Source organism: Geomicrobium sp. JCM 19055, from assembly GCF_000698185.1.
Classification (GTDB): Bacteria; Bacillota; Bacilli; order Bacillales; family Marinococcaceae; genus Geomicrobium_A; species Geomicrobium_A sediminis.
The window spans coordinates 36758-61906 of record NZ_BAXL01000004.1 but is presented as its reverse complement, the minus strand read 5'-3'; the positions used below and the strand labels follow the sequence as shown (position 1 = coordinate 61906).

Annotated in this window: 26 protein-coding genes and 2 pseudogenes; 11 read left to right on the top strand and 17 right to left on the bottom strand. The window is 41.2% G+C overall.

Translation table 11 applies throughout. The features are described 5' to 3' along the window. Positions 1-43: 43 nt before the first annotated feature. Positions 44-205, bottom strand: a complete 162-nt coding sequence (locus JCM19055_RS27070) for a hypothetical protein (protein WP_193745312.1) — start codon at positions 203-205, stop codon at positions 44-46. Between the two features lie 54 nt (positions 206-259). After that, the gene (locus JCM19055_RS04855) at positions 260-547 is read right to left on the bottom strand and encodes a hypothetical protein (protein WP_042358804.1); all 288 of its coding nucleotides are present in this window, start codon (positions 545-547) and stop codon (positions 260-262) included. A gap of 217 nt (positions 548-764) precedes the next feature. Here JCM19055_RS04855 and JCM19055_RS04850 point away from each other — a divergent pair, with 217 nt between their 5' ends. The 3 genes from JCM19055_RS04850 to JCM19055_RS04840 are packed head-to-tail and all read left to right on the top strand — an operon-like array spanning position 765 to position 3957. Next, positions 765-2165 (top strand): circularly permuted type 2 ATP-grasp protein, encoded by a 1401-nt coding sequence (locus JCM19055_RS04850; RefSeq protein ID WP_042358891.1) that lies wholly within the window; start codon positions 765-767, stop codon positions 2163-2165. Continuing rightward, positions 2165-3073, top strand: coding sequence for an alpha-E domain-containing protein (locus tag JCM19055_RS04845; protein ID WP_042358803.1), 909 nt, complete (start codon positions 2165-2167; stop codon positions 3071-3073). The genes JCM19055_RS04850 and JCM19055_RS04845 overlap by 1 nt, the downstream gene beginning before the upstream one ends. A 32-nt stretch (positions 3074-3105) precedes the next feature. After that, positions 3106-3957, top strand: a complete 852-nt coding sequence (locus tag JCM19055_RS04840; RefSeq protein WP_042358801.1) for a transglutaminase family protein — start codon at positions 3106-3108, stop codon at positions 3955-3957. A 39-nt stretch (positions 3958-3996) separates the two neighbouring features. Here the strand turns inward: JCM19055_RS04840 and JCM19055_RS04835 are convergent, their stop codons facing one another. The 5 genes from JCM19055_RS04835 to JCM19055_RS04820 form a co-directional block, all read right to left on the bottom strand. After that, the gene (locus JCM19055_RS04835; protein ID WP_081833444.1) at positions 3997-4620 is read right to left on the bottom strand and encodes a Ger(x)C family spore germination C-terminal domain-containing protein; all 624 of its coding nucleotides are present in this window, start codon (positions 4618-4620) and stop codon (positions 3997-3999) included. A gap of 40 nt (positions 4621-4660) precedes the next feature. After that, positions 4661-5116, bottom strand: a complete 456-nt coding sequence (locus tag JCM19055_RS04830) for a hypothetical protein (protein ID WP_042358799.1) — start codon at positions 5114-5116, stop codon at positions 4661-4663. 11 nt (positions 5117-5127) lie between these two features. Beyond that, positions 5128-6528, bottom strand: coding sequence for a spore germination protein (locus JCM19055_RS04825; RefSeq protein ID WP_042358798.1), 1401 nt, complete (start codon positions 6526-6528; stop codon positions 5128-5130). Between the two features lie 195 nt (positions 6529-6723). Further along, complete coding sequence (locus JCM19055_RS28545) at positions 6724-6984, bottom strand: hypothetical protein (protein ID WP_265181819.1); 261 nt, start codon at positions 6982-6984, stop codon at positions 6724-6726. 11 nt (positions 6985-6995) lie between these two features. Further along, a complete protein-coding gene (locus JCM19055_RS04820) occupies positions 6996-7628 on the bottom strand; it encodes a GerAB/ArcD/ProY family transporter (protein ID WP_042358797.1) in 633 nt (210 codons plus the stop codon). Positions 7629-7894: 266 nt separating this feature from the next. On the opposite strand from JCM19055_RS04820, the gene JCM19055_RS04815 reads away from it, so the two are divergent. Then, on the top strand, positions 7895-9016 hold the full coding sequence (locus tag JCM19055_RS04815; protein WP_042358795.1) for a S8 family peptidase: 1122 nt from the start codon (positions 7895-7897) through the stop codon (positions 9014-9016). Positions 9017-9142: 126 nt separating this feature from the next. On the opposite strand, the gene JCM19055_RS04810 is transcribed toward JCM19055_RS04815, so the two are convergent. The 6 genes and pseudogenes from JCM19055_RS04810 to JCM19055_RS04785 form a co-directional block, all read right to left on the bottom strand. Further along, positions 9143-10162 carry an amidohydrolase gene (locus JCM19055_RS04810; protein WP_265181818.1) on the bottom strand — a complete coding sequence of 340 codons (1020 nt, stop codon included), beginning with the start codon at positions 10160-10162 and terminating at the stop codon, positions 9143-9145. Positions 10163-10180: 18 nt separating this feature from the next. After that, entirely contained in the window at positions 10181-10837 is a 657-nt protein-coding gene (locus JCM19055_RS04805; RefSeq protein WP_042358793.1) for a MurR/RpiR family transcriptional regulator, read from the bottom strand. Between the two features lie 223 nt (positions 10838-11060). Beyond that, positions 11061-12170, bottom strand: a complete 1110-nt coding sequence (gene menC / locus JCM19055_RS04800) for an o-succinylbenzoate synthase (protein ID WP_042358791.1) — start codon at positions 12168-12170, stop codon at positions 11061-11063. 17 nt (positions 12171-12187) lie between these two features. Further along, on the bottom strand, positions 12188-13771 hold the full coding sequence (locus JCM19055_RS04795; protein WP_042358790.1) for an ABC transporter substrate-binding protein: 1584 nt from the start codon (positions 13769-13771) through the stop codon (positions 12188-12190). Positions 13772-13939: 168 nt separating this feature from the next. Then, positions 13940-14930 (bottom strand): annotated as a pseudogene (locus tag JCM19055_RS04790) (bile acid:sodium symporter family protein). A 13-nt stretch (positions 14931-14943) separates the two neighbouring features. Continuing rightward, positions 14944-16308: an FAD-binding oxidoreductase gene (locus JCM19055_RS04785; RefSeq protein WP_042358789.1), complete on the bottom strand. Its 1365-nt coding sequence runs from the start codon at positions 16306-16308 to the stop codon at positions 14944-14946. A 251-nt stretch (positions 16309-16559) separates the two neighbouring features. On the opposite strand from JCM19055_RS04785, the gene JCM19055_RS25185 reads away from it, so the two are divergent. Next, entirely contained in the window at positions 16560-17288 is a 729-nt protein-coding gene (locus JCM19055_RS25185; RefSeq protein ID WP_193745311.1) for a YitT family protein, read from the top strand. Here the strand turns inward: JCM19055_RS25185 and cls are convergent. Next, a complete protein-coding gene (cls, locus tag JCM19055_RS04780) occupies positions 17219-18670 on the bottom strand; it encodes a cardiolipin synthase (protein WP_042358788.1) in 1452 nt (483 codons plus the stop codon). The two genes, JCM19055_RS25185 and cls, sit on opposite strands and share 70 nt — an antisense overlap. Before the next feature lie 253 nt (positions 18671-18923). Between cls and JCM19055_RS04775 the strand changes: the two genes are divergently transcribed. Further along, positions 18924-19586, top strand: coding sequence for a tetratricopeptide repeat protein (locus JCM19055_RS04775; protein ID WP_042358787.1), 663 nt, complete (start codon positions 18924-18926; stop codon positions 19584-19586). 402 nt (positions 19587-19988) lie between these two features. Here the strand turns inward: JCM19055_RS04775 and JCM19055_RS28540 are convergent, their stop codons facing one another. Together JCM19055_RS28540 and JCM19055_RS28535 are read right to left on the bottom strand one after the other, a co-directional pair. Beyond that, entirely contained in the window at positions 19989-20195 is a 207-nt protein-coding gene (locus JCM19055_RS28540; protein WP_265181817.1) for a hypothetical protein, read from the bottom strand. Positions 20196-20200: 5 nt separating this feature from the next. Beyond that, positions 20201-20479 carry an LLM class flavin-dependent oxidoreductase gene (locus tag JCM19055_RS28535; RefSeq protein WP_052365938.1) on the bottom strand — a complete coding sequence of 93 codons (279 nt, stop codon included), beginning with the start codon at positions 20477-20479 and terminating at the stop codon, positions 20201-20203. Between the two features lie 315 nt (positions 20480-20794). Here JCM19055_RS28535 and JCM19055_RS04765 point away from each other — a divergent pair, with 315 nt between their 5' ends. Continuing rightward, a complete protein-coding gene (locus JCM19055_RS04765) occupies positions 20795-21517 on the top strand; it encodes a metallophosphoesterase family protein (RefSeq protein ID WP_042358786.1) in 723 nt (240 codons plus the stop codon). Here the strand turns inward: JCM19055_RS04765 and JCM19055_RS04760 are convergent. Beyond that, entirely contained in the window at positions 21514-22026 is a 513-nt protein-coding gene (locus JCM19055_RS04760; RefSeq protein WP_052365937.1) for a GNAT family N-acetyltransferase, read from the bottom strand. The genes JCM19055_RS04765 and JCM19055_RS04760 overlap by 4 nt on opposite strands. A gap of 100 nt (positions 22027-22126) precedes the next feature. Between JCM19055_RS04760 and JCM19055_RS04755 the strand changes: the two genes are divergently transcribed. From JCM19055_RS04755 to JCM19055_RS31280, 4 genes and pseudogenes are all read left to right on the top strand, one after another. Then, the gene (locus tag JCM19055_RS04755) at positions 22127-22336 is read left to right on the top strand and encodes a hypothetical protein (RefSeq protein WP_042358783.1); all 210 of its coding nucleotides are present in this window, start codon (positions 22127-22129) and stop codon (positions 22334-22336) included. A 487-nt stretch (positions 22337-22823) separates the two neighbouring features. Further along, the gene (locus JCM19055_RS04750; RefSeq protein WP_042358782.1) at positions 22824-23774 is read left to right on the top strand and encodes an ABC transporter permease; all 951 of its coding nucleotides are present in this window, start codon (positions 22824-22826) and stop codon (positions 23772-23774) included. 18 nt (positions 23775-23792) lie between these two features. Continuing rightward, positions 23793-24727 (top strand): annotated as a pseudogene (locus tag JCM19055_RS04745) (ABC transporter permease). Between the two features lie 17 nt (positions 24728-24744). Next, positions 24745-25149 carry an ATP-binding cassette domain-containing protein gene (locus JCM19055_RS31280; RefSeq protein WP_370543003.1) on the top strand — a complete coding sequence of 135 codons (405 nt, stop codon included), beginning with the start codon at positions 24745-24747 and terminating at the stop codon, positions 25147-25149.

The window sequence follows — 25149 nt, the reverse complement described above, 5'->3', positions numbered from 1 at the left end:
CGGACAAGAGCCTCATCATGCGTGTGAGGGCTTTTGTCCGTTGTTAATCGTTGTCTTTACTGCTGACGTATTGATTATAGTGATCGTCCTCACCTGAGGTTGAATTCTTAAACTGACTGAGGCGACCGTTGCGATGTTCGCCATGGTTGCTCGTTTCACGGAATTGGTGATCGTGCTTATGATTTTTGTTGCTTTTGTGACCCATGATTCATCCCCTCCTTGACGTATAGATTGTCAAAAAGGTACGGGAATTATGCATTTATGATGTGAAATGATGACGGTATACGAATAAAATCATGATAATTGTAGAAAGAATAGAAAGAAACGGTAAAAGTACGATAGCAATCGTTAAAGGAAATGTAACCGTATGCAAGAACTGACTGACTAACAAAAATGCTGGGAGCCCAACAAATATAGGTAAAATCATATAATACATGCCGACTAGACCTTCAGTTACAGTATCATCGTCTTTGAATAATATTTGGTAGATTGACCATAGGATTGTACCATATGCAATAGCTATAAGAAGAGAAGAGGCAATTTCCATCCACAATCCAACCCCATTCAACAGAGATATTCACCATGCTTTACCCGAAAAAGAGTTCGGGTAAACAATAAGATATTTCAAATAATAAGAAACTATCGGAATCATTGTTTCGATTATCCAAAAAAAGGGAATCATAATGTAACTTGTACGTTAAGGGAGTGAACAATATACGGTGGAACAATTAAAACCTTATCAAACAGAAACGTATTTCGATGAAATGTTTACTTCAGAAGGTAAGGTGAAACCTCATTATCGAACGCTTCATAATACCATTCGTTCCTTTGACCGTGAAGAACTAAAGTTAAAACACGAACAAGCGCAAGCCTCGTTTTTGCGCCAAGGGATCACATTTACGCTTTACCAAGATAACCTTAGTACTGAACGAACGATGCCATTTGATTTTATTCCCATTATTATTTCGAGTGAAGATTGGGTCGAAATTGAACGGGGCATTGAACAAAGAATTAAAGGTCTGAACGCATTTTTAGAAGACATTTATGGTGAAGAGCGAATCATTAAGGAAGGGATTATTCCTGAATACCTAATTAAAGATAACCCTTATTACATTGAGCATTTAAAAGGGTTTCCTTTTCCGTTAACGAATCATATCTTTTTAGCTGGTATTGATCTTATTCGTGACGATCGTGGAGAGTACCGCGTTCTCGAAGATAATTTACGTAATCCATCAGGACTTTCCTATATGTACCAAAACCGCTTCGTGATGCGTCACGTTTATCCAGAATTCTTTAAGGAACATACGCTGTATAAGATTGAGCAGCAATTAGACCCCTTAAGACAGACGTTGATGGATTATAGTTCACGGAAGAAAAGCGCCGTTGCAGTCCTGCTGACCCCAGGTGTATTCAATTCAGCTTACTATGACCATGTCTTCTTAGCTCAACAAATGGGTATTCAGCTTGTAGAAGGTAGTGACCTCGTTGTTAAAGGTGAATCTGTGTACATGAGAACGATTCATGGCCTGCGACAAGTCGATGTTATTTATCGGCGAATTGATGATGACTACTTAGATCCAGAGCAGTTCCGGTCAGACTCTTTACTCGGTGTAAAAGGGCTTTATCGTGCAGCGAGTGCTGGGAATGTTGCGATTGTAAATGCAATGGGAAATGGTGTGGCTGATGACAAAGCGCTTTACGCTTTTGTTCCAGACATTATCCGCTACTACTTGAACGAAGAACCGATTTTGAAGAATGTTGATACGTATTCACTCCGTAAACCTTCTATGCGCAAGTGGGTGTTAGAACGACTCGATCAGCTCGTCATTAAAAATGTCGGGTCATCAGGTGGCTATGACATGTTGATTGGTCCTCATTCTACCCGGGAGAAATTGAATTTATTTCGAGAGAAGATTATTGAAAACCCAGAGCAATACATCGCTCAGCCGACAATCAAGTTATCACGGGCACCTGCATTTCAAGATAATCAGTTTTATCCGTGCCATGTTGATTTACGTGTGTATGCAATGAGTGGAAAGAAAGTCCGAGTCATTCCAGGCGGGTTGTCTAGAGTCGCTCTTAAGAAAGGTTCTCTCGTCGTCAATTCTTCACAAGGTGGCGGTGGTAAAGATACGTGGGTGCTTAAAAAGGGAGTAAGAGTATAATGTTGATTCGAGTAGCAGATGCTTTGTATTGGATGTCGAGGAATTTGGAGCGCTCGGAGAAGACCGCAAGCTTATTGTCTGTTCAAGTTCTACAAGTGTTAGAATCCCAGGAAGAAGATTTGCTCGTACAAGAAGAGTTGCATACGGCTGTAAATGTGGCTGCATCAAAGGAAGAAGCCGATCGGTTGAAGGCTAGAGGAACAATTGCTCTGCATCAGGTTTTGTCGTATTTGTTATTCGCAAAGGAAAATCCTAATTCTGTGATGAACTGTGTACGAGTTGCGAGGGAGAATGCAAGAAGTGTCCGTGATCATATTAACGATGATTTATGGCAAATCATTAATGTGTTCTTCTTAGACGTTGAATTTGCGAAGTTTGATGACTACAGTGATTATCAGATGCAACGCTTATTGCAACGAGTAAAAATGACGTCACTCTCTGCGCAAGGTGTCATTGAGTCTACGACGATGCGAGGAATGCCTTACCAAATGATGAAGATTGGTAAATGGGTGGAGCGTGCTGAATACACGCAACGCATGCTACAAGCAATCAGTGAAAAAGTAGAAGAAGATTCTAGCTCATCGCGGTATTTCATGCGACTTGCTTTACAGATGATTAATGGGAGTGAGGCGTTTTTGCAACATAGAAACGCTTCAATTGAACCGAGTTATGTTTTACATTTCATGATCTCGGAGCCGAATTTCCCCGGTTCAATTCAATATTGCTTAAAACGGGCAACGGACGCCATCGTAAAGTTAGAAGGGGATCAAGGTTCGTCATACACGCAGCTTCTCGTACAAGAAATCAATATCATCATCGAAAGAGTGATGCAGCTGTCGTTTGAGGACGTTGACTTAGATCAAGCATTTCAAGACATACAACCTTACTACACACCGTTAAAAGTGTAAGGGTTAAATCGACAGCAAGGGAGAATAGCGTAGTGAAATACGAGATCATTCATATCAATCGTTTTGACTACGAGACGCCTGTTGACCAAAGTATGAATAGCATTCGATTAGAGCCAAAAACGGATGAGTGTCAACGGTTGCTCGTATATCATACTGAAATCACACCACATTCATTAACATCTCACTATACGGATATTTGGGGAAATACGGTGGAGAGCTTCTACATCGCTGAGCCTCACACCCATCTAGAAGTGAAGACAACAAGTGTCGTTAGTATCCAACGAAGCCCATTTGTCGATCAACTAACATATTCAAAAGCGATGCAAGACATCTTTAGTTCACAATTGTTTCGAGATCAATATTTACCATTCTTAAGTCAGACGAACTATACGTATTTAGAACCTCATCAAGTGACCAACGTGAAAAATGAAATTGGTGACATTCAGAATCCGGTCCAATTTGCAAAATCGCTCATGAACTATTTATATGCACATTTTACGTATGATTCAAACTCCACGAATGTGAACACAACTGCAAGAGAAGCAATCGAGTTAAAAAGTGGTGTATGCCAAGATATTGCGCACGCCATGATCGGTGTTTTGCGGGCACAAGGAATTCCTGCCCGGTATGTGAGTGGCTATTTGTATGTTGGAGAGGACTCAGCATTAGTCGGTGATGCTGCGAGCCATGCTTGGGTTGAATTTATGGCACCAGGAATCGGGTGGATTAGCCTAGACCCGACGAATAACGTTGAGGCCTTGGAGAATCACATAAGAGTTGGGGTCGGCCGAGATTACGGGGATGTAAGTCCAGTACAAGGTGTTTACCGTGGCGGTAATCAGAACCTTGACGTCAGCGTCTCTGTAACATTGCTTGAATCATAAAACTGAGCCATCGCAGGAGTGATGGCTCAGTTTTTTATTTTATTGGTAATTCCCTTCATCAAGTATTTCAACGGTAATGTCAACATGATCTAGAAAATTCTCATCAAGGTTTTCTAATTGCTCATACGTCCATGTTCTTGGATGGAAACGGAACGCTTTCTCATTGAGTTTATAAATGTCTACATTAAGGTCAACGCCGTGAATAAATGTGTCTGTAATGTCTTGCACGAGACGTTCTTCAAGTTTCCTTATCAATTCTTTTTCACTGAGTTGATTCACGTTGCTCAATAAGGTGGCTTTCACACTCATTTCGACTTGAAAACGCGGCTCGTTTTCTTCAGTTAAAACATGTATATGTAGTTTTGGGTGAAGAAGCTGCGCAGAGACAAGGTCTTCAGGCAATGTGACGTGAAGCTTCTCGGTTTTCTTGTTAAACCAGTCCATACCTTTTAACTCATCTAATTCTAGGAACCCTCTTAATTCTTGTTGTTCAATAAAGTAGCCACCATTAACATTAAGGATTGGCTCATCAGCATTTTCATCTTTCCATGCGTTGTTTTTAATCGTTAACGCAGGAATCAATATTGAACCGAACGGTTCATCATAATGTTGGACGAGCGTTTGATAGCTTAACACAGGAATAAATGAATTCTCTCGTAACAACTCTGCGGGGTCATACGTAAATGAATAGACCGGTGCACGACTAAAAAAAGTCGTTTTTTAACATAATCTCATCAATCGGGTCATCGACGGCAAACAACCACGTGTCATAGCGAAGAAAAGGCCATCGCCCCAAAAAGTCTTTAACAATTTTCATTTGTTGTTCTTCTAGAATCGTTGGGGAGACGTAAATCGTATTAATGTGTGAGTAGCTAACGGGCAGTTGAGCAACTTGTTCAATCCGACCTAATGCTTGTTCAATTGTACTACCGCTCGCTGAACCGACGATAATGCGCGACTCAGTAGTGTCAGCGCCACCGCCCTCGACTTTTGCAACAGAGCTATAACTTAATGATTGGAAGTATAACTGATAGAGGTCGTCTTCATAATCGATTCCGATCGCTGTAATGTATGTTTGGTGTTGAATTTCTTTGATTCCCCAACATCCAGATAACAGGCTTACCAAAATCATTATAAGTAGAATCTGTATTCCTTTCATCGTTATCCACCTTATTTCTTCGGGTCTGTTGGATAATAGGCCACGCTTCGGTTGCGATCCTTTTTCACAGGCAGGCGAAACACACTATCATTGATGTTTTTCATGCGGTTTAAAGGACTCACAAATGGGAAGCCAAAGCTCGTTAATGATGCGATATAAATGAGTAACAGAAATACCCCGATAAAGAAGCCATAAAGACCGAGGAGCGCGGCAAGTCCGACGATGAAAAAGCGGATAATTAGAATGTTCCCAGCAAGACTTTGATCAGTAAGTGTGTAGGTTGAAATGAGTGTGATTGCTCCAACGACGAGTGTTGCTGGTGATGTAAGGCCTGCTCGAATAGCAGCATCACCGACGATTAGACCACCGAGTACGGCAACGGTTTGACCAACGGGTTTAGGTAAGCGAATCCCAGCTTCTTTGAACAACTCAAAGAAGAGGAGCATGAGAAAGATCTCGAGCGGCGAAGATAAAGGTAGACCTACCCGTGATTGGGCGACGGTGGCCACGAGTGGGAAGGGGATTTGATCAATTTGATAGGACGTAATCGCTAACCAAAATCCTGGTAAAAGGATACTCGTAATTAACGCAGTGATTCGAATGAGTCGCTCTGCATTTACATAGAAGAAACTTGATTGTGTATCTTCAGCAGAACGAATGAGCAGTGAGAAGTTTGTTGGTCCAATTAATGCACTTGGGTTTCCATCAATAATGACCGCAAAGCGCCCTTCGTTAAGAGCATCCACGACAAAGTCAGGCCGGCCACTGTACTCGACTAAAGGTACAAGTGAATAAGTATTGTCATAAAGCAGTTCTTCAATTTGATAGCTACTTGCAACGATTGAGATGTCAATGCTCTTTAAACGTTTGTCTATTTCAGTCAGAAGTTTTGGTTCAATGACGTCATCCATATAAAGCAACTTCACCTGAGTGTGACTTCTGCGACCAATAGAGTAAGTTTTAACTTTTAATGCGCTCGTTTTGAGTCGTTTTCGGATTAAGGAGACGTTATCGGTTGCGCTTTCGATAAAACCATCTCTTGGACCACGAATGGATACTTCCATGTTTGATTCTTCGACGTTACGATTCATGATCTTTGGAATTGAGATGCTATAAAGGAAGTGACTTTCATGAATATACACAACGACCGACCCTAAAAAAACGTGCTTTTCGACAGTGTCCATATAGTTTTCTAGAAGAGAAATTGGGACTGGCTCGAAGTAACGGTCTAATGCGGCTCCTTTTTGTCGCTTTGGTTGCCCAACAACATGGCTCAAATTGGGTAAAAGAGATTGATATAGAAGATTCGTGTCAATTAACCCTTCACAATACACGAGTGTATACGTTGCATCATCCGGCAGCTCGTGTTTGGAGATGATCACGTCATCAGTCGATGTAAATACAGCATTAATTTGTGCGGGTACGTCTTTGGCTTTTCTGATGGGTGTCGCCTCCTTTTTTGATCGTCACGAGAATTGAGAGCAGAATCAACGCACTGCTTAGAAAATAAAACGTAAAGGGGAAGTAAACGTTGTGCATGAGATCGATAAATGTTCGATGTGAAAAAGGCATGATGATAAGAATGAACAGCATAATGTAAATCAAGACTAAGGAAATCTTCTTCTTTTTAAATGGGAGTAGTTGGTTGAGTAAGATTGTGAAAAGCGAAACTCGTACGAGTAAGCACTAAACCATTGAAAGATCGATAGGGAATCGAGTCGGGTTATGTATCGACCAAGTGCAAGGAGCCGCCATTGTTCATAGGCAGGTGTGTTTAGTTTTAGTGATTCAGCAATACCAAAAGCAGCGAGTGATCCTGTAAGTGGACCAAGGATGAGAATGAAAATAACAAATCCAGATAATAACATGCCTTTGAACGTTAATTTTTTTTCTTCGTGTAACTGAGCAGGAATAGAATATAGATCATTTCTAGAAAGCCAGAGTTTGTGTACAATACTCCTTCAAACATTGGAGTGAACCCGTTCTCTAGTATTGGAAGCAGAAGATCGTAGTTTTTACTTTTTAAATTTCCAACACCAACAAGAATGCCAAATGAACATATAATCGGGAAAAGAATGACAGCGATTAATCCGAGAACAAATGACCCTCTATATGCAGCATAAAAACAAATCAAAATAAAACCGAACGCGATAAACAATTCAGGAGCTTCAGCTGCGTAATTAGACTTTGCCCAATCCACTGAGAACTTTAATGAAATCAGTGATTCGGCAAAGAAAATGATCATAAAACAAGTTAAGATCGTCCATGCCACAGGTGCAGGGTAGTGATCTTTAAGAAACGTAGCGAGGTCTTTGCCATTTAATTTGCGAATCATCAGTGCGATAAGCGTAATGATAATCAGCAGTGTAAAAAGGCTAGTTATCACGCTAAGCCAAGCATCTCGACCAGCGGAATTCAAAAGGCTAGGCATGAGGAGAACATGCACCATAAAGCCAGTGGCAATAATAATTAAAATATAAATATGAATAGGTTGTAATCTGCCAATGTTCATGTTCAATCTCCTCTGCATAACAACGGTTCAAAGTTATCGTTACCATGAAAGGAGAATTTATACAGGTTTGGTAAAGGTGCTAAAAATAAGCGGGCGCGCTTGATTCTCGTTAAGTGATAGTAAATACAACTAAAGAAAAAAATTCATAAAACTACCATAGATAGAAAACGTCAACTAGATTGACATATTTTTTTGTATAGATGCCCCTTCGTTCGATTTGTACAATACGCATAGTAACGAAAATTACTTAAAAAGGGGAACTAGACATGGGGAAAAGGGGAGTAAACGGGGTAACAGCTTGTGGCTTCGCGTGTTTGTTTGCTTTTTCGACAGATGTCGTTCACGCAGAAGAAACAGAAGGTTACTTTATTGGGGTTAAAGATTCATCTTGGTTCGAACGTGAGGAGATTGAAACCTCTTTTGAATTAGACGTTGAATATGAGTATGACGAGTTAAAGGTCTTATACGCTTCAATGACTGATGAAGAAGTTGCTGAGCTCGAACGTTCTGAGCAGATTGACTATATAGAAAGAGACCAAGTCGTCAATGTAGAGCAACAACAGGTTCCTTGGGGGATTGAACATATTGGTGCTCCAGCATATTATTCCAATGGATTTACAGGAGAAGGAATTGATGTTGCGGTATTGGATACAGGGATTCAAGCCGAACATCCTGATTTGAATGTCGTTGGTGGTGAAAGCTTCGTGTATGAAGATCCGTTTGTCGATTCCAACGGTCACGGCACGCACGTTGCCGGTACGATTGCAGCGTTGGATAACGATTTTGGAGTTGTTGGCGTTGCACCTGAAGCGAATCTTTATGCAGTAAAAGTATTAGCTGGCAATGGATCTGGTAGCTTAAATAGCATCATCCAGGGGATTTATTGGGCGATTGAAAATGACATGGATGTGATGAACCTAAGTCTCGGTTCTTCAACAGGTTCTACAGTCATGTCTGACGCAATTCATGCAGCAGAAGAAGCAGATATTGTCGTCGTAGCAGCAGCGGGTAATACAGGTGCAAGTCAAACAGGGGGCAGTACGGTTAGTTATCCAGCGGCGTATGATTCAGTTGTTGCTGTAGGAGCAACAAACCAGTCAAATGGACGCGCTCCGTTTTCAAGCGTAGGTCCCGAATTAACGATTATGGCTCCGGGTGACCAAGTGTATAGCACATATGGCACTGACGGTTATCAAACATTAAGTGGGACGTCGATGGCATCACCGAAAGTGGCCGGGTTTGCTGCATTGTTACGTGAGAAAAACCCTCATGCAAGTGCATCGGAACTTAGACAAATGATGATTGATACTGCTATGCCGCTTGGGGAGCATCATGAGTATGGACACGGACTTATGCAATTAGAAGCAGCCTTTGGAGAAATCGAATAAAAAGTTCGACTGGAACTTCCAGTCGAACTTTTTACGTAGAAATCTGCATTGCATGAGACAAAATCCGAACCGCTGGACTTAACTGATCAAGATCAAAATGCATGGCAGGGTGATGAAGCCCAGGTTCTAAGTTACATCCAATACCGAGCATGGTGGCTTTAAGCGCAGATGATAGATTGTGTAGTTATGAAAATCATCACTTCCGGGTGTATGGAGACGTGGTTTAAGGTTTTGTTCTCCAACACATTCGACAATCGCTTTGGATAGAATTGCTTCAGCTGTTTCGTCAATCACTGCACCCGGTGTGTCGTCACCAATCGTTAATTCAATTTCCGCACCGTAATAAGAGCGAAGTGTGTCCTTGATATTCATAATGTTCGCTGTCATAAGCTCCATCGTGTCATTTTCATCTGCACGAAGGTCTAAACTGAATTGAGCATTCCCTGGAATGATGTTCGGACTTTTTCCACCTGCGTGGAAAGCTGTCATTTTCGCAGAATAAGTAGCCATCGGATCTAGTGTCATGGCATTAAGCTTGGCTACAAAATCCATCCCAACTTGAATGCTATTTACATTCAAATGTGGCCTTGCACCGTGAGCATCGTCACCAGTAATTGTTCCAGTAATAAAACGAGAGGCGCCGTGCTGGATGGCAGGTGAGTATTGTCCTGACGATAGCTCTTGAATCGGACGAAGATGCATTCCAAACAGCATCGAGACGTCATCAATAACCCCTTCGTTACATAGAGACATTGCGCCTAAGCCGGTTTCTTCTGCAGGTTGAAAAATAAAGCGATACGTATGGTCTTCAAGTAATGTACTCTGCTCGTTTAAAAGGTTTGAAATAACACCTAAAGCGATGGTCATGTGAGCGTCATGGCCACAAGAGTGATTCGCTTTCCATTCACCGTTTACTTGTTGGTCAACAGCATCAATATCAGCGCGCAGTGCAATGACGCGCTTGCCGTGTCCAACTTCAACATACAGACCCGTGGTCGTTTTAAAATGGTGTACATGAAGGCCTAATTGTTCAAGGAGATTCGTTAAATAGCGGGTAGTTTGATACTCTTCTCCGCTAATTTCAGCAAGTTCGTGTAAATCATGATAGATGTTTATAAGGTTGAGGTGCTTCGTTTGTTCATCCATAAAAATCTCCTAACACGTTCAAATGAACGGTGATACGCTAAGATTTGCTTTTTCATAGTCATTTAAATGTTTTGCAACGCTTTCATAGTCATTGACCGAAAGGGCAGATAATAACAAATGAATGATGGCAAAGAGTGAAATCATGCGTTTTGAAGGAACGATTGAATCTTGTTTACCAGCGATCATTGAGCAATCCGCAATTTCGTGAATCGGTGCCCGGTGTTCATCGATAATTGCTAAGACAGTGGCACCGCGAGATTTGGCAGCGCGAGTAAACGTGAGTGTTTCTTTTGTGTATCTTGAAAAAGAAAAAGCAATGAGAACAGTTTTCTCGGAGGTTCGATTAAGTAGATGAATGTTCTCATCAATGCCGCTTCGGTAGAGGGTTGCATTTCCTTTTAACGCATTTAATGAATACGTTAGCCAGTGTGCAGCAGAAAATGAGGTTCTTAAGCCGATGACAACAATCTCTTCAGCAGAAGTAATCGCTGAAACGAAACGGTGGAGCGTTTGCTGTGAGACGGTTTCAAATGTCTCTTTCAAGTCAAAAAGAGCGTTGTATTTCTCATACTCGATTAAATCTTGTTCATGTTTGAGCGTGTTCGTTTTCATTTCGAAACGACCGAGCAAGTCATTTGAGCTTTCAGATTCATCGGTAATCATTTGCGCTTGCAACGCTTCTTGTAGTGGTTTATAGCCGTTATATCCTAAATCTTGGCAAAGACGAATGATGGTCGTCTCGCTCGTATTAGCGAGAGACCAATTTTCTGAGCAGGATATAATGCAACCTGTTCTGGGTGTTCAATCATGTAGTGGGCAGCTTTTTGCTTGGATTTGGAAAGGCTCGGGTAAAGCTGATGCAATTTGGACTGAATCACGTGCTACACCATCCATTCTTTTACATAGAGAACGTTTCTAGTCTTTTCGTAATTGAGTCGACATGAGTTTGATCAACCGTGACACCGATGCCTTGTTCTATAGGAACAGCGACGGTACCAGTTTCACTCATCGTAATCTCAGGTTCAATAATATCTTTATCCCAATAACGGGCAGAAGGGGCAGTGTCTCCAGGAATGGAGAAGTTATGGAGACTAGAGATTGCTACATTATGAGCACGTCCGATTCCTGTTTCAAACATCCCTCCGCACCAGACCGGAATGTTGTTTTCAGCACAAAGGTCGTGTATTCGTTTCGCCTCGAACAATCCACCGACACGACCGATTTTGATGTTGATCGTTTTACAACTACCTAATTCAATTGCTTTTCTAGCATCTTCAAATGAATGAATACTTTCATCGAGGCATACCGGTGTTTGGATGGCAGCTTGTAACTTGCTATGATCAACAATGTCGTCATGAGCAAGTGGTTGTTCAATCATCAGTAAGTCGAGTGTATCTATTTTCTTGAATAGCTCGAGATCTTGAAGCGTAAAAGCGGAATTGGCGTCTGCCATAATTGACACAGCTGGGAATGCTTCACGAACTTGTTTGAGTATCTCATAGTCAAACCCTGGCTTAATTTTTATTTTGATCTTCTGATAGCCTTCATCCACGTAAGCGCTAATCTTTTCTATAAGTGTTTCTACATCTTTTTGAATCCCAATGCTAATGCCAACAGGAACTTCCGTTTTTGTGCCGCCGAGCACTACGGAAAGGGGCTTTCCTTGTTGCTTTGCATACAAATCCCACAGTGCACATTCAACGCCACCTTTTGCCATTTGATGACGGCGAATCGGTGCTAACAGACTAGAAATGTCAGAAGGGTGCTGAATGGACTCACCTTTTAATCTAGGAATAATGAAGTCTTTAATAATATGAAGCGCTGTTTCAACCGTCTCTTCGCTATAGTAAGGATCGATATCTGCTACGCACTCGCCGTAACCGACATGCACTCCATCGGTAACTTCAATTAATAGAATTTCTCTCGTATCCGTTACGCCAACGCTCGTCTCGAAGGGGAATTTCATCGTCATTTCTACGGTTCTTAAGGTAAGGTCAGTAATTTTCAATGTCAAAGCTCCTTTAGTTAATCAGTAACATGTGTATTCCAAAGTATTAAACCTTGTTGAAAGTCATAGCCATCTACGTTTTCACGAACAGTCGTAATGGTCGTTTTATCTCCGAAGCGAATAAGGGGCAGGTATGTCCAAATCTCTTCTTGTAAATCTTCGTAATATCCCATCGCTTCATCTTGATCGACTGCGGTACGGATGTTGTCAACGTGTTGGTCAATTTCTTCGCTATTCGTCCAACCTGGCCAACCGGCACTAGACTCTAGGAATACGTATTGGGTTGGTGATGCAGGTGTTTGGAAGCCAGTGACAAATGCGTCATGAGCGGTAGGATCTGCTCGTCTTTCTAATACGGTAGGCCAGTCATAAAGGTCTAATGTCACGTTCATGCCGATCGCTTCTAATTCTTGTTGAATAACTACCGCAGCACTATAGTGATCGTCATAATCTCTAGACGTTAAAATAACGACTTCTTCTCCATTATAAGCCGATTCCTCTAACAGTTGTTGCGCGAGCTCTGGATCATTTTGATTGTAGTATTCTGAACCGACTTCAGTGTACCAGTCTGCTCGATCTTCTGTCATAAAGTCATGGGAGATCTTATAATAATCTTCATTTGTAAATGCAGCTTGTTGGATCGCTTCCATGTTCAGTGCAGTGTTTGCTGCTTGGCGAATGGCTTGGTCGCTAAATACCCCTTGTTCTTTATTAAAGATTAACGCATTAAACCCGTTTTGATCCGCATGGTTAACAACGTTAGCGTCTTGCTCTAATTGCTCGACATTGTCAAAAGGAATCGCATTCGCTACATCGTATTGATTACTTTGCATGCCAGCAACTCGTGTGGACGGGTCGGTAACGAATTCAAAGTAGATATCACTTGCATGCGCTTCGCGTAGAGAAGCGAGGCCTGTGGATGTTTGTTCAGGGTTTTCGTAGTCTTCAAATCTCGATAAATGAATATGTTGATCATGTTGCCAATTTTCTAACTTATAAGGGCCGGTTCCGATGTGTTCACTAATGCCATCTGCACTAGCACTCTCTGCAAGGTCTGCAGGGGTAATTGCAGCAATTTCATCTGGAGAAGCAAGCGTTGTAATAGCAACAGCTGAAGGTTCTTCTAATTCCAATAAAACGGTATGCTCGTCCACTGCAGAGATTGTTGCATCGCTGAATTCTTCTTTTGCATTAGCTGCTGTAGTAAACCAACGCTCCATGGAAGCAACAACATCGTCAGAAGTCATCGTTTCACCGTTATGAAAGGAAACATCCTCTCGCAGTGCAAACGTATAGCTCGTCCCGTCATTACTAACGTCATAACTTTCCGCTAACCAAGGTTGGATCTCATAATTCTCATCAAACGTTACGAGACCTTCGTAAATGTGGCGAGCGATGTCTCTCGTTGCTACGGCTGTTGTTATGTAAGGATCAAGTGATGGTGGTTGAGCGTTAAAGGCCACACGAAGTTCACTCGTTGCATCTGGTGAAGAAGTGTGTTCAGCTTCGGTCGTACCTTGCGGTTCGTCGTTGCCGCAAGCGGCTAGTAAAACTAGCGTACTTACAACGAAAAGCCCTTTGGTAGAATAGTATGTTTTCATGATGTCCCCCTAACGATCACTTCAGTTATGTTGTCATTGAAGTGATTGCTGATTATTTTTATATAAGTATGAAGTTTATCCTTCAAGAAATCAATATTGATTTTAAAATATTCTTACAAATAATAAAGCCTTCAAATTCTCTTAGGTTTGAGAATTTGAAGGCAGTCTCTATGAGTGAGATGTAGCGTTAAGCTCTGTTGTTTTTGGATCTTGATCCTTTGGTGTATCTTGCTTTAGTGGTCGTTTTGACCAATAGGTAGCCATGATTGGTCCGGTAATGTTATGCCAAGCCGTTCCGATGACGCTAGGGATTGCGGCAAGAGGCGAAAGGTGTGCGGTTGCAAGTGTTACACCAAGCCCTGTGTTTTGCATCCCGATCTCGATGGAAACGGCGCGTCGTTGACTAGGAGTTAATTTAGAAATGGTAGCTGCTGCATAACCGAGTGCAAGGCCAGCGGCGTTATGAAGCATAACAGCTACGAATGCGATTAAGCCAGCTGAAGCGAGTGTATCAGCATTGGCACCAACAGCACCAGACATGATTGCAAGAATAGCAACGACCGATACGAGTGGCATAACAGTAACCGTCTTATCAACAAATGCTGGTACGAACTTTCTAAGTAAAAGTCCAATGGCTACTGGGATAATGATCACTTGAATAATCATGGTGAACATGCTCATAAAGTTAACTGGCATCCACTGTCCGGCAAGCAAGAATAAGATGGCTGGTGTTGCAATTGGCGCAACGAGTGTGGATATCGACGTCATCGTAATGGAGAGAGGCAAGTCTCCTTTAGCTAAGTAAACCATAACGTTTGATGATGTTCCACCAGGTACAGAGCCGAGAAGAACGAGTCCAGCAGCAAGCTCAGGCGGTAAGCTTAATGCTAAGGCAATAAGAAAAGCAGTGAGTGGCATAATTGTATATTGAAAGAGAAGACCTAATAAGACGGGCGTCGGCTTTTTTTGCTACGAGTGTAAAGTCGACAGGCTTTAACGTCATTCCCATTCCAAGCATAACGATCCCGAGTAAGATCGGAACGTAGCTATTGATCGGGATGAATGGGTCTGGCATAAGAAAAGCAGTGAATGCTGCGATGATAACGAGTACAGCGAAGTAACGACCTGCAAATGTACTCACTGAAGCAAGGAACTTCATCGTTATTCCCCCATTAGTTGATAAGTTTATTAGGATTCATACGATTATCTGGATCAAATGTTTGCTTTAGAACCTTCATAAGTTGAAGTGCTTCTCCGTGTTCTTTCTGTTGGTATTTCTTTTTACCGAGCCCAACCCCATGTTCACCGGTACAAGTTCCCCCAACAGAAAGGGCAAATTCAACAACTTCTTCATTAAGTTTGGAGGCAGCTTCAACTTCTTCCGGGTCGTCACGATCAAACATTACTAAGATATGATAGTTTCCATCGCCAACATGACCGGCAATGCCACCTTCAAACCTCGATTGATCGACAACTGCCCGAGCGTGGGTGATTGCAGCGGCCAACTTAGAAATTGGTACACACACATCTGTTACCATCATTTTTTTCCCTGGTGAGCTGTGAACGTGTGCATAAGCAAGGTTATGTCTTGCTTCCCATAATTTGTTCCGAGCAGCCGTGTCTTTTTCAAATTCAATTTCTTTACAGCCGAACTCTTTAACAATTTCTTTTGTAAATTCAACGTCTTGCTTTAATCCAGCTTCATTTCCGTGAAATTCTAAAAACAATGTTGGTTGAATGGAGTAATTTGTGTCGCTAAACTCATTGGCCTTTTGAATAGAGGGCTCGTCAACGAGTTCGCATCGTGCTACTGGAATACCCGCTTGAAGAATTTGTACAACTGCTTGGACGGCGTGATCAACGGACGGGAAGGTTGCACGACCAGCAACAATTTGTTCTGGAATTCCGTACACTTTCAATGTGAGCTCAGTAAAGCAACCGAGAGTCCCCTCTGAACCGACAAACAATCCATTGAGGTTATAGCCAGACGACGATTTAGCAGCTAAGCTACCTGTATGAATGACAGAACCATTTGCAAGGACAACCTCTAAATTGCGAACTTGATCTCGCATGATGCCATAACGAACGGAGCTCGTTCCACTCGCATTGGTGGCAGCCATGCCTCCGACAGTCGCATTTGCACCAGGATCGACAGAGAAGAAAAGACCATGCTTCTTTAATTCTTTGTTTAATTGGTCTCTCGTCACACCAGGTTGAACTTTCACGAGCATGTCATCCGCTAGAATTTCAATAATGTTATTCATTTCTGAAAAGTCAATTGAAATGCCATCGGTTGTTGGAATAATATGACCTTCTAAGCTCGTGCCCATTCCATATGGATAGACGGGGCGATTTTCTTGTTTTGCGATGTTTAAGATGGATTGTACATCTTCTGTGCTATGAGGAAACACGACGACTTCAGGCAAAATGGGCGCATGATAAGACTCATCTTGGCTATGTAGCCCTCGTACACTTTCACTCGTAGAGAGTTGAGATTCTTGTAAAACTTCCTGTAATGATCCAATCAGGGTGGACATTTGTGTATCCCTCCGAAACAAAAATAGATATAAAGAGCATTATACACGAATTCAAAACGAAACGTTATAACTATTTTGAAAGATTATATAACAAGAATAGTATCTACAATGAGCATGGCATACCAAGTTATCGGACAACTGCATGTGAACGTCGTAAATCGATCGGCAAATACTAATGTGTAATGGTATACTTGGCTAATTGAATGAAGTGGTAGGATAGAGATAAGATCGATACGAAGAAGGTGGAGCAGGTGAGACGACTATTATTAAATCTATTCGGTTGTTTCGTATTGACAGCTGGGATTGAAGTGACTGGTCTAGCCGGATTAGCAACTTCTGGAGCGGCGGGTATGTCACTTACGCTAATGGGAATAATTGAATTGCCCTTTTACTTATTGTTTATTCTCGTCAACATACCCTTTTTCATTTTGTCTCTCATAAAACTTGGCAAAGACTACACTTTAAACTCCCTCTATTCTGTTATTATCGTTTCAATTATGACTGTTTTTAGTGGGCAATGGTTTCAAATGGAGATTCCAACGGCAATTGGTTCTGTAATTGGAGGGCTACTTGTTGGAATTGGTGCAGTGCTAATTTTCTTAAGCCAATCTTCGATGGGTGGAGCAACGATTCTTGCTGTATATTTACAAAAGCGATATCGAATAGATCCTGGAATTGTTATCTTTTGTTTCGATACATTTGTTGCATTTATATCATTTCTTATCTTAGGTGTTCATCAAGGCTTGTTGACGATTGTGAACATATTTGTCTGTTCGGTTGTGATAAGCCTTTCTAAACAAGCAATAGCGAAAAAAAACGTTGAATACTGTCAGCGAAACTTAAGGGAAATTGTCATCATTTCCCGGGAAATGAAAAAGACCCTCGTTTTTAGAGGGTCTTTTTCGACTGTTTATAGAATCGGTGATAACAAGCGAGACACAGCTTCTTTGATTTTAATCCATAGTGAGCGTTCCTTATAAAGCTGTGGAGTAAGTAACGTGCTGTCTTTCATGTCGTCTAGAAAAAGGTTGTGCAATTTTTGTGCGACAGCTTCATCGTACACAGTTGCATTCACTTCGAAGTTCAAACGAAAACTCCTTGAGTCAATGTTCGTTGTACCGACTGAACAGACTTCTTCGTCAATGACAATCGTTTTTGCATGCATAAATCCCTTTTCATAAATCCAGACGTTTGCTCCGTACTTCAAGAGCTCGCCTACATGCGCAAGTGTCGCCCAATAGACAAATGGGTGATCAGGTTTGTTAGGAATCATAATGTGTACATCAACGTTACTTAACAGTGCGATCTTGATTGCGTCCATAAAACTCGTATCGGGAATAAAGTAAGGCGTTTGAATCTTGATGCTTTTCTTCGCTGTCATAATGAGCTTGATGTACATATTCTTAAGGTGTTCAGTTTCTGAGTTCGGTCCACTATCGACGATTTGAACAGGACTAGAGCCACTATGACGTTCTTTTCGACCAGCATATTCAGAGAGGTTGATTGAATCTTGTTTGGTTGCTTGCTTCCAATCAAGGATGAACCGGCCATGGATATGATCTACAGCACCACCTCTAATACGAAAGTGGGTATCTCGCCAGTAACCGAACTTCTTTTTCTTCCCTAAATACTCTCGCCCTACGTTAAACCCTCCAATGTAACCGATATCTCCGTCGATAATACAGAGCTTACGGTGATTTCGGTTGTTAATACGAAGGTTAACGACTTTAAAGATTGAAGGGAAAAATGCGGCAACTTCACCATTGTGCTCAATAAGTTCCTTGAAGAATGAGCGATTTAATCTCCTAGAGCCGATATCATCATAAAGGAGTCTGACTTTTACCCCTTCTTTAGCTTTGGCCGTCAATTCATCACGTAGTTTTATGCCAAGTTCATCTCTTTGAATGATGTAATACTGAATGTTGATCTCTTCTTTAGCTTGGCGAATATCATGGAACAGTTCATCGAATTTCGTCTTTCCTTCAGTGAACAATTCTACCTCGTTATCTGTCGTTATGATGGAGGTAGACGATTGCAAATTGATTAGCATTAATTGTTCATACTTATCTTGAAGCTTTTGATCTTGAAACACAGATAAGTGTTGTTGCAAATGATAGACTTGAGCCTCTACAGCGATCTTTAAGTATTCACGTTCTTCTTTTGAGAGGTTGTAGAAGTTCTTTTGTTTTAGATGTCTTCCGAATATGAGATACAAAATAAACCCACCAATGGGTATGAAGAACAAAATGAGAATCCATGCCCACGTAGCACCGATGTCTCGTCGTTCAATAAACACGATAATAAAAGCGAGAAGTATATTAATGAGTAAAACAATTGAAAAGGTGCCTGTAATGAAAGACATTGCATCAAGCCCTTTCTTTAAGAAATTGGCTATCATTATTGTAAGCAAAAAAAAGGAAGTAATACCAATATTGTCTCGAGTCATGTCGAAATCGCGCTTCAAATATCTTAAATCCGTTTAGGATATAGAGATTTGCTAGATTTTATATTACATTGAATAGGAGATAATTGATTTTAAACAATTTAGACTTTGATTCTAATTGTTTAACTTACAATTCTAAAAAGAGAGATACGCGCTTAAGGAGGAATTACAGGTGAATCATAAGGAGCAGACCATCGTTCAATCTATCGGTGAATGGTACGAGAGTATGATTCAAGGTAGAGAGTTACGAGAGGTCCACCAAATGAAGCTGGACGTTGAAAGGCGTCTGCCTCATGAGATGCAGTCGACAATCAAGATGTATTATGAACTTGTTTTATTCTATTACAATATTACGTATCATCGTGTATTAGATCAAACGGTACCAAAAGTAAAGCAAGAGTTAAACCCCATGGTTGACGAAACAAAAAGAGCTGTATCGTTTCTGCATCATACATTGATTGGAAAGCTGAATCATGAACAAGGAAACTATCATTCAGCGATTGATTCTTATCACCGTGCAGAAGAGTACATGCATGGCATTGGTGAAGAGAAGAAAGTACTCTTTTATAATCATCTAGGGCAAAGCTATTTAGAACTGAACAACAGTTATCAAGCAGACGTATATTTTAGAAGGGCAATGTCTTTTAGTAGCAAAGAGTCGATACTACGAGAGGACATTGGTTTTTATAGTGAGCGAAAAACGACTGCGTTTAATCAAGGAAAGAAAACGAGTCATCAACAACGAGCGATCCAGAGCAAACGCACGAAGGTCACTTCATTTAAAAAAAGCTCAATAATCCGCTTAAACGATCGCTCTCTTTCTAATGGATCATAGATCGACGCGACTAGAAGAAAGGATTCTGATTGATAGTCATCAACTAGACGTTTCATCGCCTCTTTTACTCGTTCTGGTCCCCCGATAATCATCCGTTTTCGATTCTGTTTGATTTTCTTTTGATCACTCAAAGAGAATGTTTGTCTACTAGCTTCTTCGTAAGAAGGGATCCGACTGTCTAATCCTTTTTCTACGTTTAAAAGCCAAAGATCCTGGCTTAATGCCAGTTTTTCAGCATGTTCATTATCTTTTCCACAGATTACAAAGACGGCAGTCTTTATATCGTGTGTATGATGAAGCTCGCGTAATGTTTGATGAGTTTCTACACCGTGTTCAGGTGGATAAAGTGTCCAAACACATATCCAACTTGTTCATCGTTGGCAAGCCTTGCGCTATTCGGTCCTAGTCCAAGTACATATAATCGGGGTGGTTCTTGCGTTCGGGGAGTCGCCTGATTTTTGTATTCCCTTTTACATAGTTGTGTAATTGCTGTACCTTTTGTCGGAAAATCCCCATCTCATTTTCTTTTCCATTCGCTAGAAGTGAACGGATCGTTTCATTTCCTCCAGGAGAGCGACCAACACCGGCTTCAATTCGTCCAGGGAACAACGCTTCTAATTGGAGGAGTTGAGAAGCGACTTTGTATGGGCTATATTGCGGTAAAAGAATTCCGCCACTGCTACTTGAATCTGCTTTGTCCGACTTGCGGCGGCAGCCATCATAATTTCGGGTGAGCTTGAGGCCATGCCCTTCGTTCCATGATGCTCAGCGAACCAGTAGCTAGAATAACCCCAACCTTCTGCTAACTCCACGAGTGAGAGGGTGTGTTGTACAGTCTGCTCAGCAGTCAGATTCTTTGGAGTTGGCATTTGATCGAGAATGCCTAGCTGCATAAAATTCACGTCCTTATCGTTAACGTCTGTTACATATAGTGTATCAGTCGATTACAATCATTCGTTTGTTCATTACGCTTTTAAGACAATTGCCTTTGTTACGGGTGCAAATTTTGTATACCCTCTATCGTGCGTTTCAAACCAGACGAGCATACGCTTTGATTAAGTGTATTTCTTTATTGCACATTATGAATTAAGACAGAAAACTCAGCGTGATCCTGCGTATCGTAACTAAGTCATTAAAAACAGAAGAATTGTAGGTCGGTGCAAGTAAGAGAAACCTTATGCTATAGTAAGGGAAAAAGAGCTGATATTATGCAGAAGCAAAAAGCATTTGTAATCGGAGATTTGCACGGATGCTATGATGAATTACAAAAATTGCTCGAGCATTGGAATCGTGACGAAGAGATGCTCGTTTTTTTAGGGGATTACATTGATCGTGGTCCGAAGTCGTTACAAGTTGTTCAATGTGTCATGGAGCTTCAAAATCAATACGATGACGTGATTGCATTAAAGGGGAATCATGAAGATATGTTCTTAGATTGGATGAATGAGGAACAGATCGAACGTTTCCTACGAAATGGTGGTGTGCAAACGTTAGATTCAATGATTGAGCAAAGTGAAACATTTGAAGAAGGTTCTTACACAGCGTTTAGAGAGATCATTGAAGAGGAATTTGAGGAAGAGTTGCAATTTATGAAAGAGCTACCCCATTTCCATGAATGGGGTGACTATTTCTTTGTACATGCTGGCATTAACGTCGATAAAGAGTTAGCAGATCAAACGAAAGAAGATTATTTATGGGTTCGCGAACCCTTTCATGATGGCTACAATCGTTCTGGCAAAACGATTATCTTTGGTCATACCCCTGTCCAACGTTTGCATGCAGACGAGCGCGATGAGGCTTGGTTTTCTGAATGTGGAACGAAGATTGGTATTGATGGTGGGGCGGTGTTTGGGGGACCATTACTTGGATTAAAGGTAGCTCTTGATGGGGAGCCGGAAGTTATTGCTGTAAACATCGAAGATGAGGTTTAAGTAAGAAAGCGAGCCATGAGAACAGTATGTTGGAAAGTTCCGTCAGGCATTCTTTTATCATTTCTTAAGGTTCCCTCAATAACGAAGTCGTAGTTTTTGTAGAGTTGAAGGGCCTTAGAATTTGATTCTTGAACTCGCAAAGTTACTTTTGCGAGTTGATGATCGTCTGCATAGGACAGACATTCTTGTAATAATCTCGTGCCAAGTCGTTTGCCCCAATGACTCTTTTGAATGGCAACCCCAAATTCAACGTGATGTTTAAACCGGTGTAAGCTATTTCCCTGTAACCTAGCAAACCCGACGAGCTTTTGATTGTGTTCAGCGACAACACAATACCGGTTTTCTTCTTCGTGATCTTTAATTAGAATCTCGCGAAATTGCGCTTCGCTTAAGACTTGTTCACCTTCTTCTCGGTCTAGATGATCCGTTTCTTTGTCGACGAGTTGGCGTAAGTTTGAGAGTTGCAATGCATCGTGTGCAGTAGCAGCACGAACAGTGTAGTTGGACATCAATGTGACTCCTTTCAATTGGCTGAATTGCATGAGCGTTGCAGTGAGGAGCGATTTCCGATATGCTAATCATAAGGACGATTCAAGGGGATTAGAAGGTATGAAGCGAACACAATTTGATTGGACGAGCATGTTTATTTATTTTATCATTGCTTTCGTCTTAATAACGATTTTGAATACACTTGGCTATGAATTGCCTTGGTACGGTATGATTTTATTGTTTCTCATCATTTGGATTGCAGTAACCGTTTTCGTGAATATGGTTCGACGAGATCGTGCAAAGAAGATGGAAGACAAAGAAAAGCAGTAAATACGTAAGTCTCTTCGTAATGGGGAGGCTTTTTTTAGTGCGTATTTTGAGGTAGTTCATCGTTTCAAGCTTGCGATAAATGGTTAGATCATTCTAGTGAATAGGGCGAAAAAAAATCGTAAGCAATTCAAGAATGTAAGAAATCGCTACAGAAACAGTTTTGACCGTGAGGAAATCTTACAAGAACTTTTTAAAAATTTTAAATACTATATTGATTTATAGCAGGAAATACTTCATAATCATAAAAACATAAAGCATTTGCTTCGGATAATAAGCATACGAAGAAAGTCTAGACGAATCAACTCATACATAATGAACGTATTTAAGAGAATGATGTGATGAGCAGAGATGCTTTCGTATTATATATAGGAAAAAACTTAGATATGCACGCATGACAGTCAGGTAAACCTTAATTTATCTGACTATTTATACTTTATCGTGTTAGACAAAGATAGAGGACAACCATACAAAGAGGGGGCAAAGCGTGATGGGAATCTATATTCTCAAACGAATACTTTCATTGTTACCAGTGTTATTTGTCGTTTCCGTTGTTATTTTTGGGATTGTACATTTAACCCCTGGGGACCCAGCTTCCTACATGCTAGGGGAAGAAGCGTCACCAGAGCAAGTCAATGAATTACGTGAAGAATTAGGCTTAAACGATCCAATACCTGTTCAATACTTGAACTGGCTTGGGGGAGTTGTACAAGGGGATTTTGGTGATTCCTATTTTATGAATCAATCGGTACTTGATGCGATATTTTCTCACATAGGGCCGACGTTATCCCTTGCCATTGTTGCAGAGATTATTGCACTGTCGATCTCTATTCCTATTGGTATTGTTGCAGCAATTAAAAGGGGAACCGCAACGGACCAATCCGTTATGGTCGTATCATTAATGGGTATGGCGATTCCGAGCTTTCTACTTGCCTTGTTTCTTGCTTTAATTTTCGGAGTGCAACTCGGGTGGTTACCAGTAGCAGGATATCAACCGTTATCGAATGGTCTATGGAATCATTTGCAGTATTTAATTCTACCTGCCATTTCATTAGGTGCGATTCAGGCAGCGTTAATTGCTCGAATGACGCGTGCATCGATGTTAGAAGTACTTAATACAGACTACATTAAGATGGCTCGTTCTAAAGGGATGAAAGAGCGGACAGTTATTTATAGTCATGCACTTAAAAATGCTTTTCTACCGATTCTTACGGTCATTGGAGCAACTTTTGGAGCACTCGTAACTGGGGCAGTTGTTACAGAAACAATTTTCAATATTCCGGGAATTGGACAGCTTATTATTAACTCAATTGAGCGACGTGATTATACGATTATTCAAGGCATCGTCTTATTCGTGACACTCATTTATGTAACGATTAACTTAATCATTGATTTACTCTATGGATTCATCGATCCGAGGGTACGACTTGATAGTAAATAAGGAAAGGGGTGGGGTCACATGTCAACGACGAGTTTATCGAACATTCGAAAAGAATTAAAGAAAGAGCAGCGCTCATTGTTACTCAAGCGCTTTCTGTCAAATAAACTGTTATTAACAGGTAGTGTCATCATGTTATTTGTCGTCGGTGTAGCGCTCATTGGTCCGTTCTTTTTAAGCTATACACCGTATCAAATGGTCGTCGAAAACCGGTTAAGTCCGCCAAGTGCAGAACACTTACTTGGTACAGATAACTTTGGACGGGATTTATTCTCTCGAGTCGTCTACGGTGCACAAATTTCATTAGGTGTAGGTCTTGCTGTAGCAGTCATTACTTCTGTTGTCGGATTAGTCATCGGTTTACTCGCAAGTTACTACAAAACACTCGATCATATTCTTATGAGAATATGCGATGGCTTAATGGCAATCCCTGGAATTCTCTTTGCAATTGCGCTAATGGCAGCACTTGGACCACAGACGCAAAACGTAATTATCGCTTTGAGTATTGTCTTTACCCCTCACATTGCTAGGGTTGTACGATCGAAAGCGTTATCGATTCGAGAGGAGACGTATGTGGAGGCAATGAGGGCACAAGGTGCGAGTCCTCTTAGAATTATATTCTTACATATTGCGCCGAATACGATCTCACCTCTAGTTGTTCAAGCGACGTTTATTTTTGCGGATAGTATTATCACAGAAGCTGCATTAAGTTTCCTCGGTGCTGGGGTGCCGACACCTGACCCGAGTTGGGGGAACATTTTATACGACGGAAAACTCGTTATTTTTAATGCGTGGTGGATGACTGTATTCCCTGGAATTATGATTATCCTTGCCGTAATCGGTTGAACTTCGTGGGCGATGGGCTTCGAGATATGATTGATCCACATACAAAGCCGAGATCGAAGAAAAAACGTGTTAACCTCTTTCGTTTTAATTCTCAAAAAGCACGTGGATAAAGATAGGGGGAAATCTGATGGCGACTGAATTGCTTAATGTAGAGGAATTAAGAACGCATTTTTATACGGAAAAAGGTACGGTTACGGCAGTTGATGATGTGAGTTTTACGATTCACGAAGGTGAGATTGTCGGTTTAGTAGGAGAGTCAGGTTGTGGAAAGAGTGTGACGTCCCAATCGATCATGCGTCTATATGATGAATATATGGTTGAGTACGAAGGGAAAATCGAATTCAACGGTGACAATCTCCTCAACTATCCGATTAAAAAGATGCAAAAGATTCGTGGCGACGCAATCTCGATGATTTTCCAAGATCCACTTAGCTCATTAAATCCTGTATTTACAATCGGGAAGCAGATTGCCGAACCGTTAATGCTCCATCATAAAAAATCAAAAAAAAGAAGCGTACGAACGTGCTGTTGA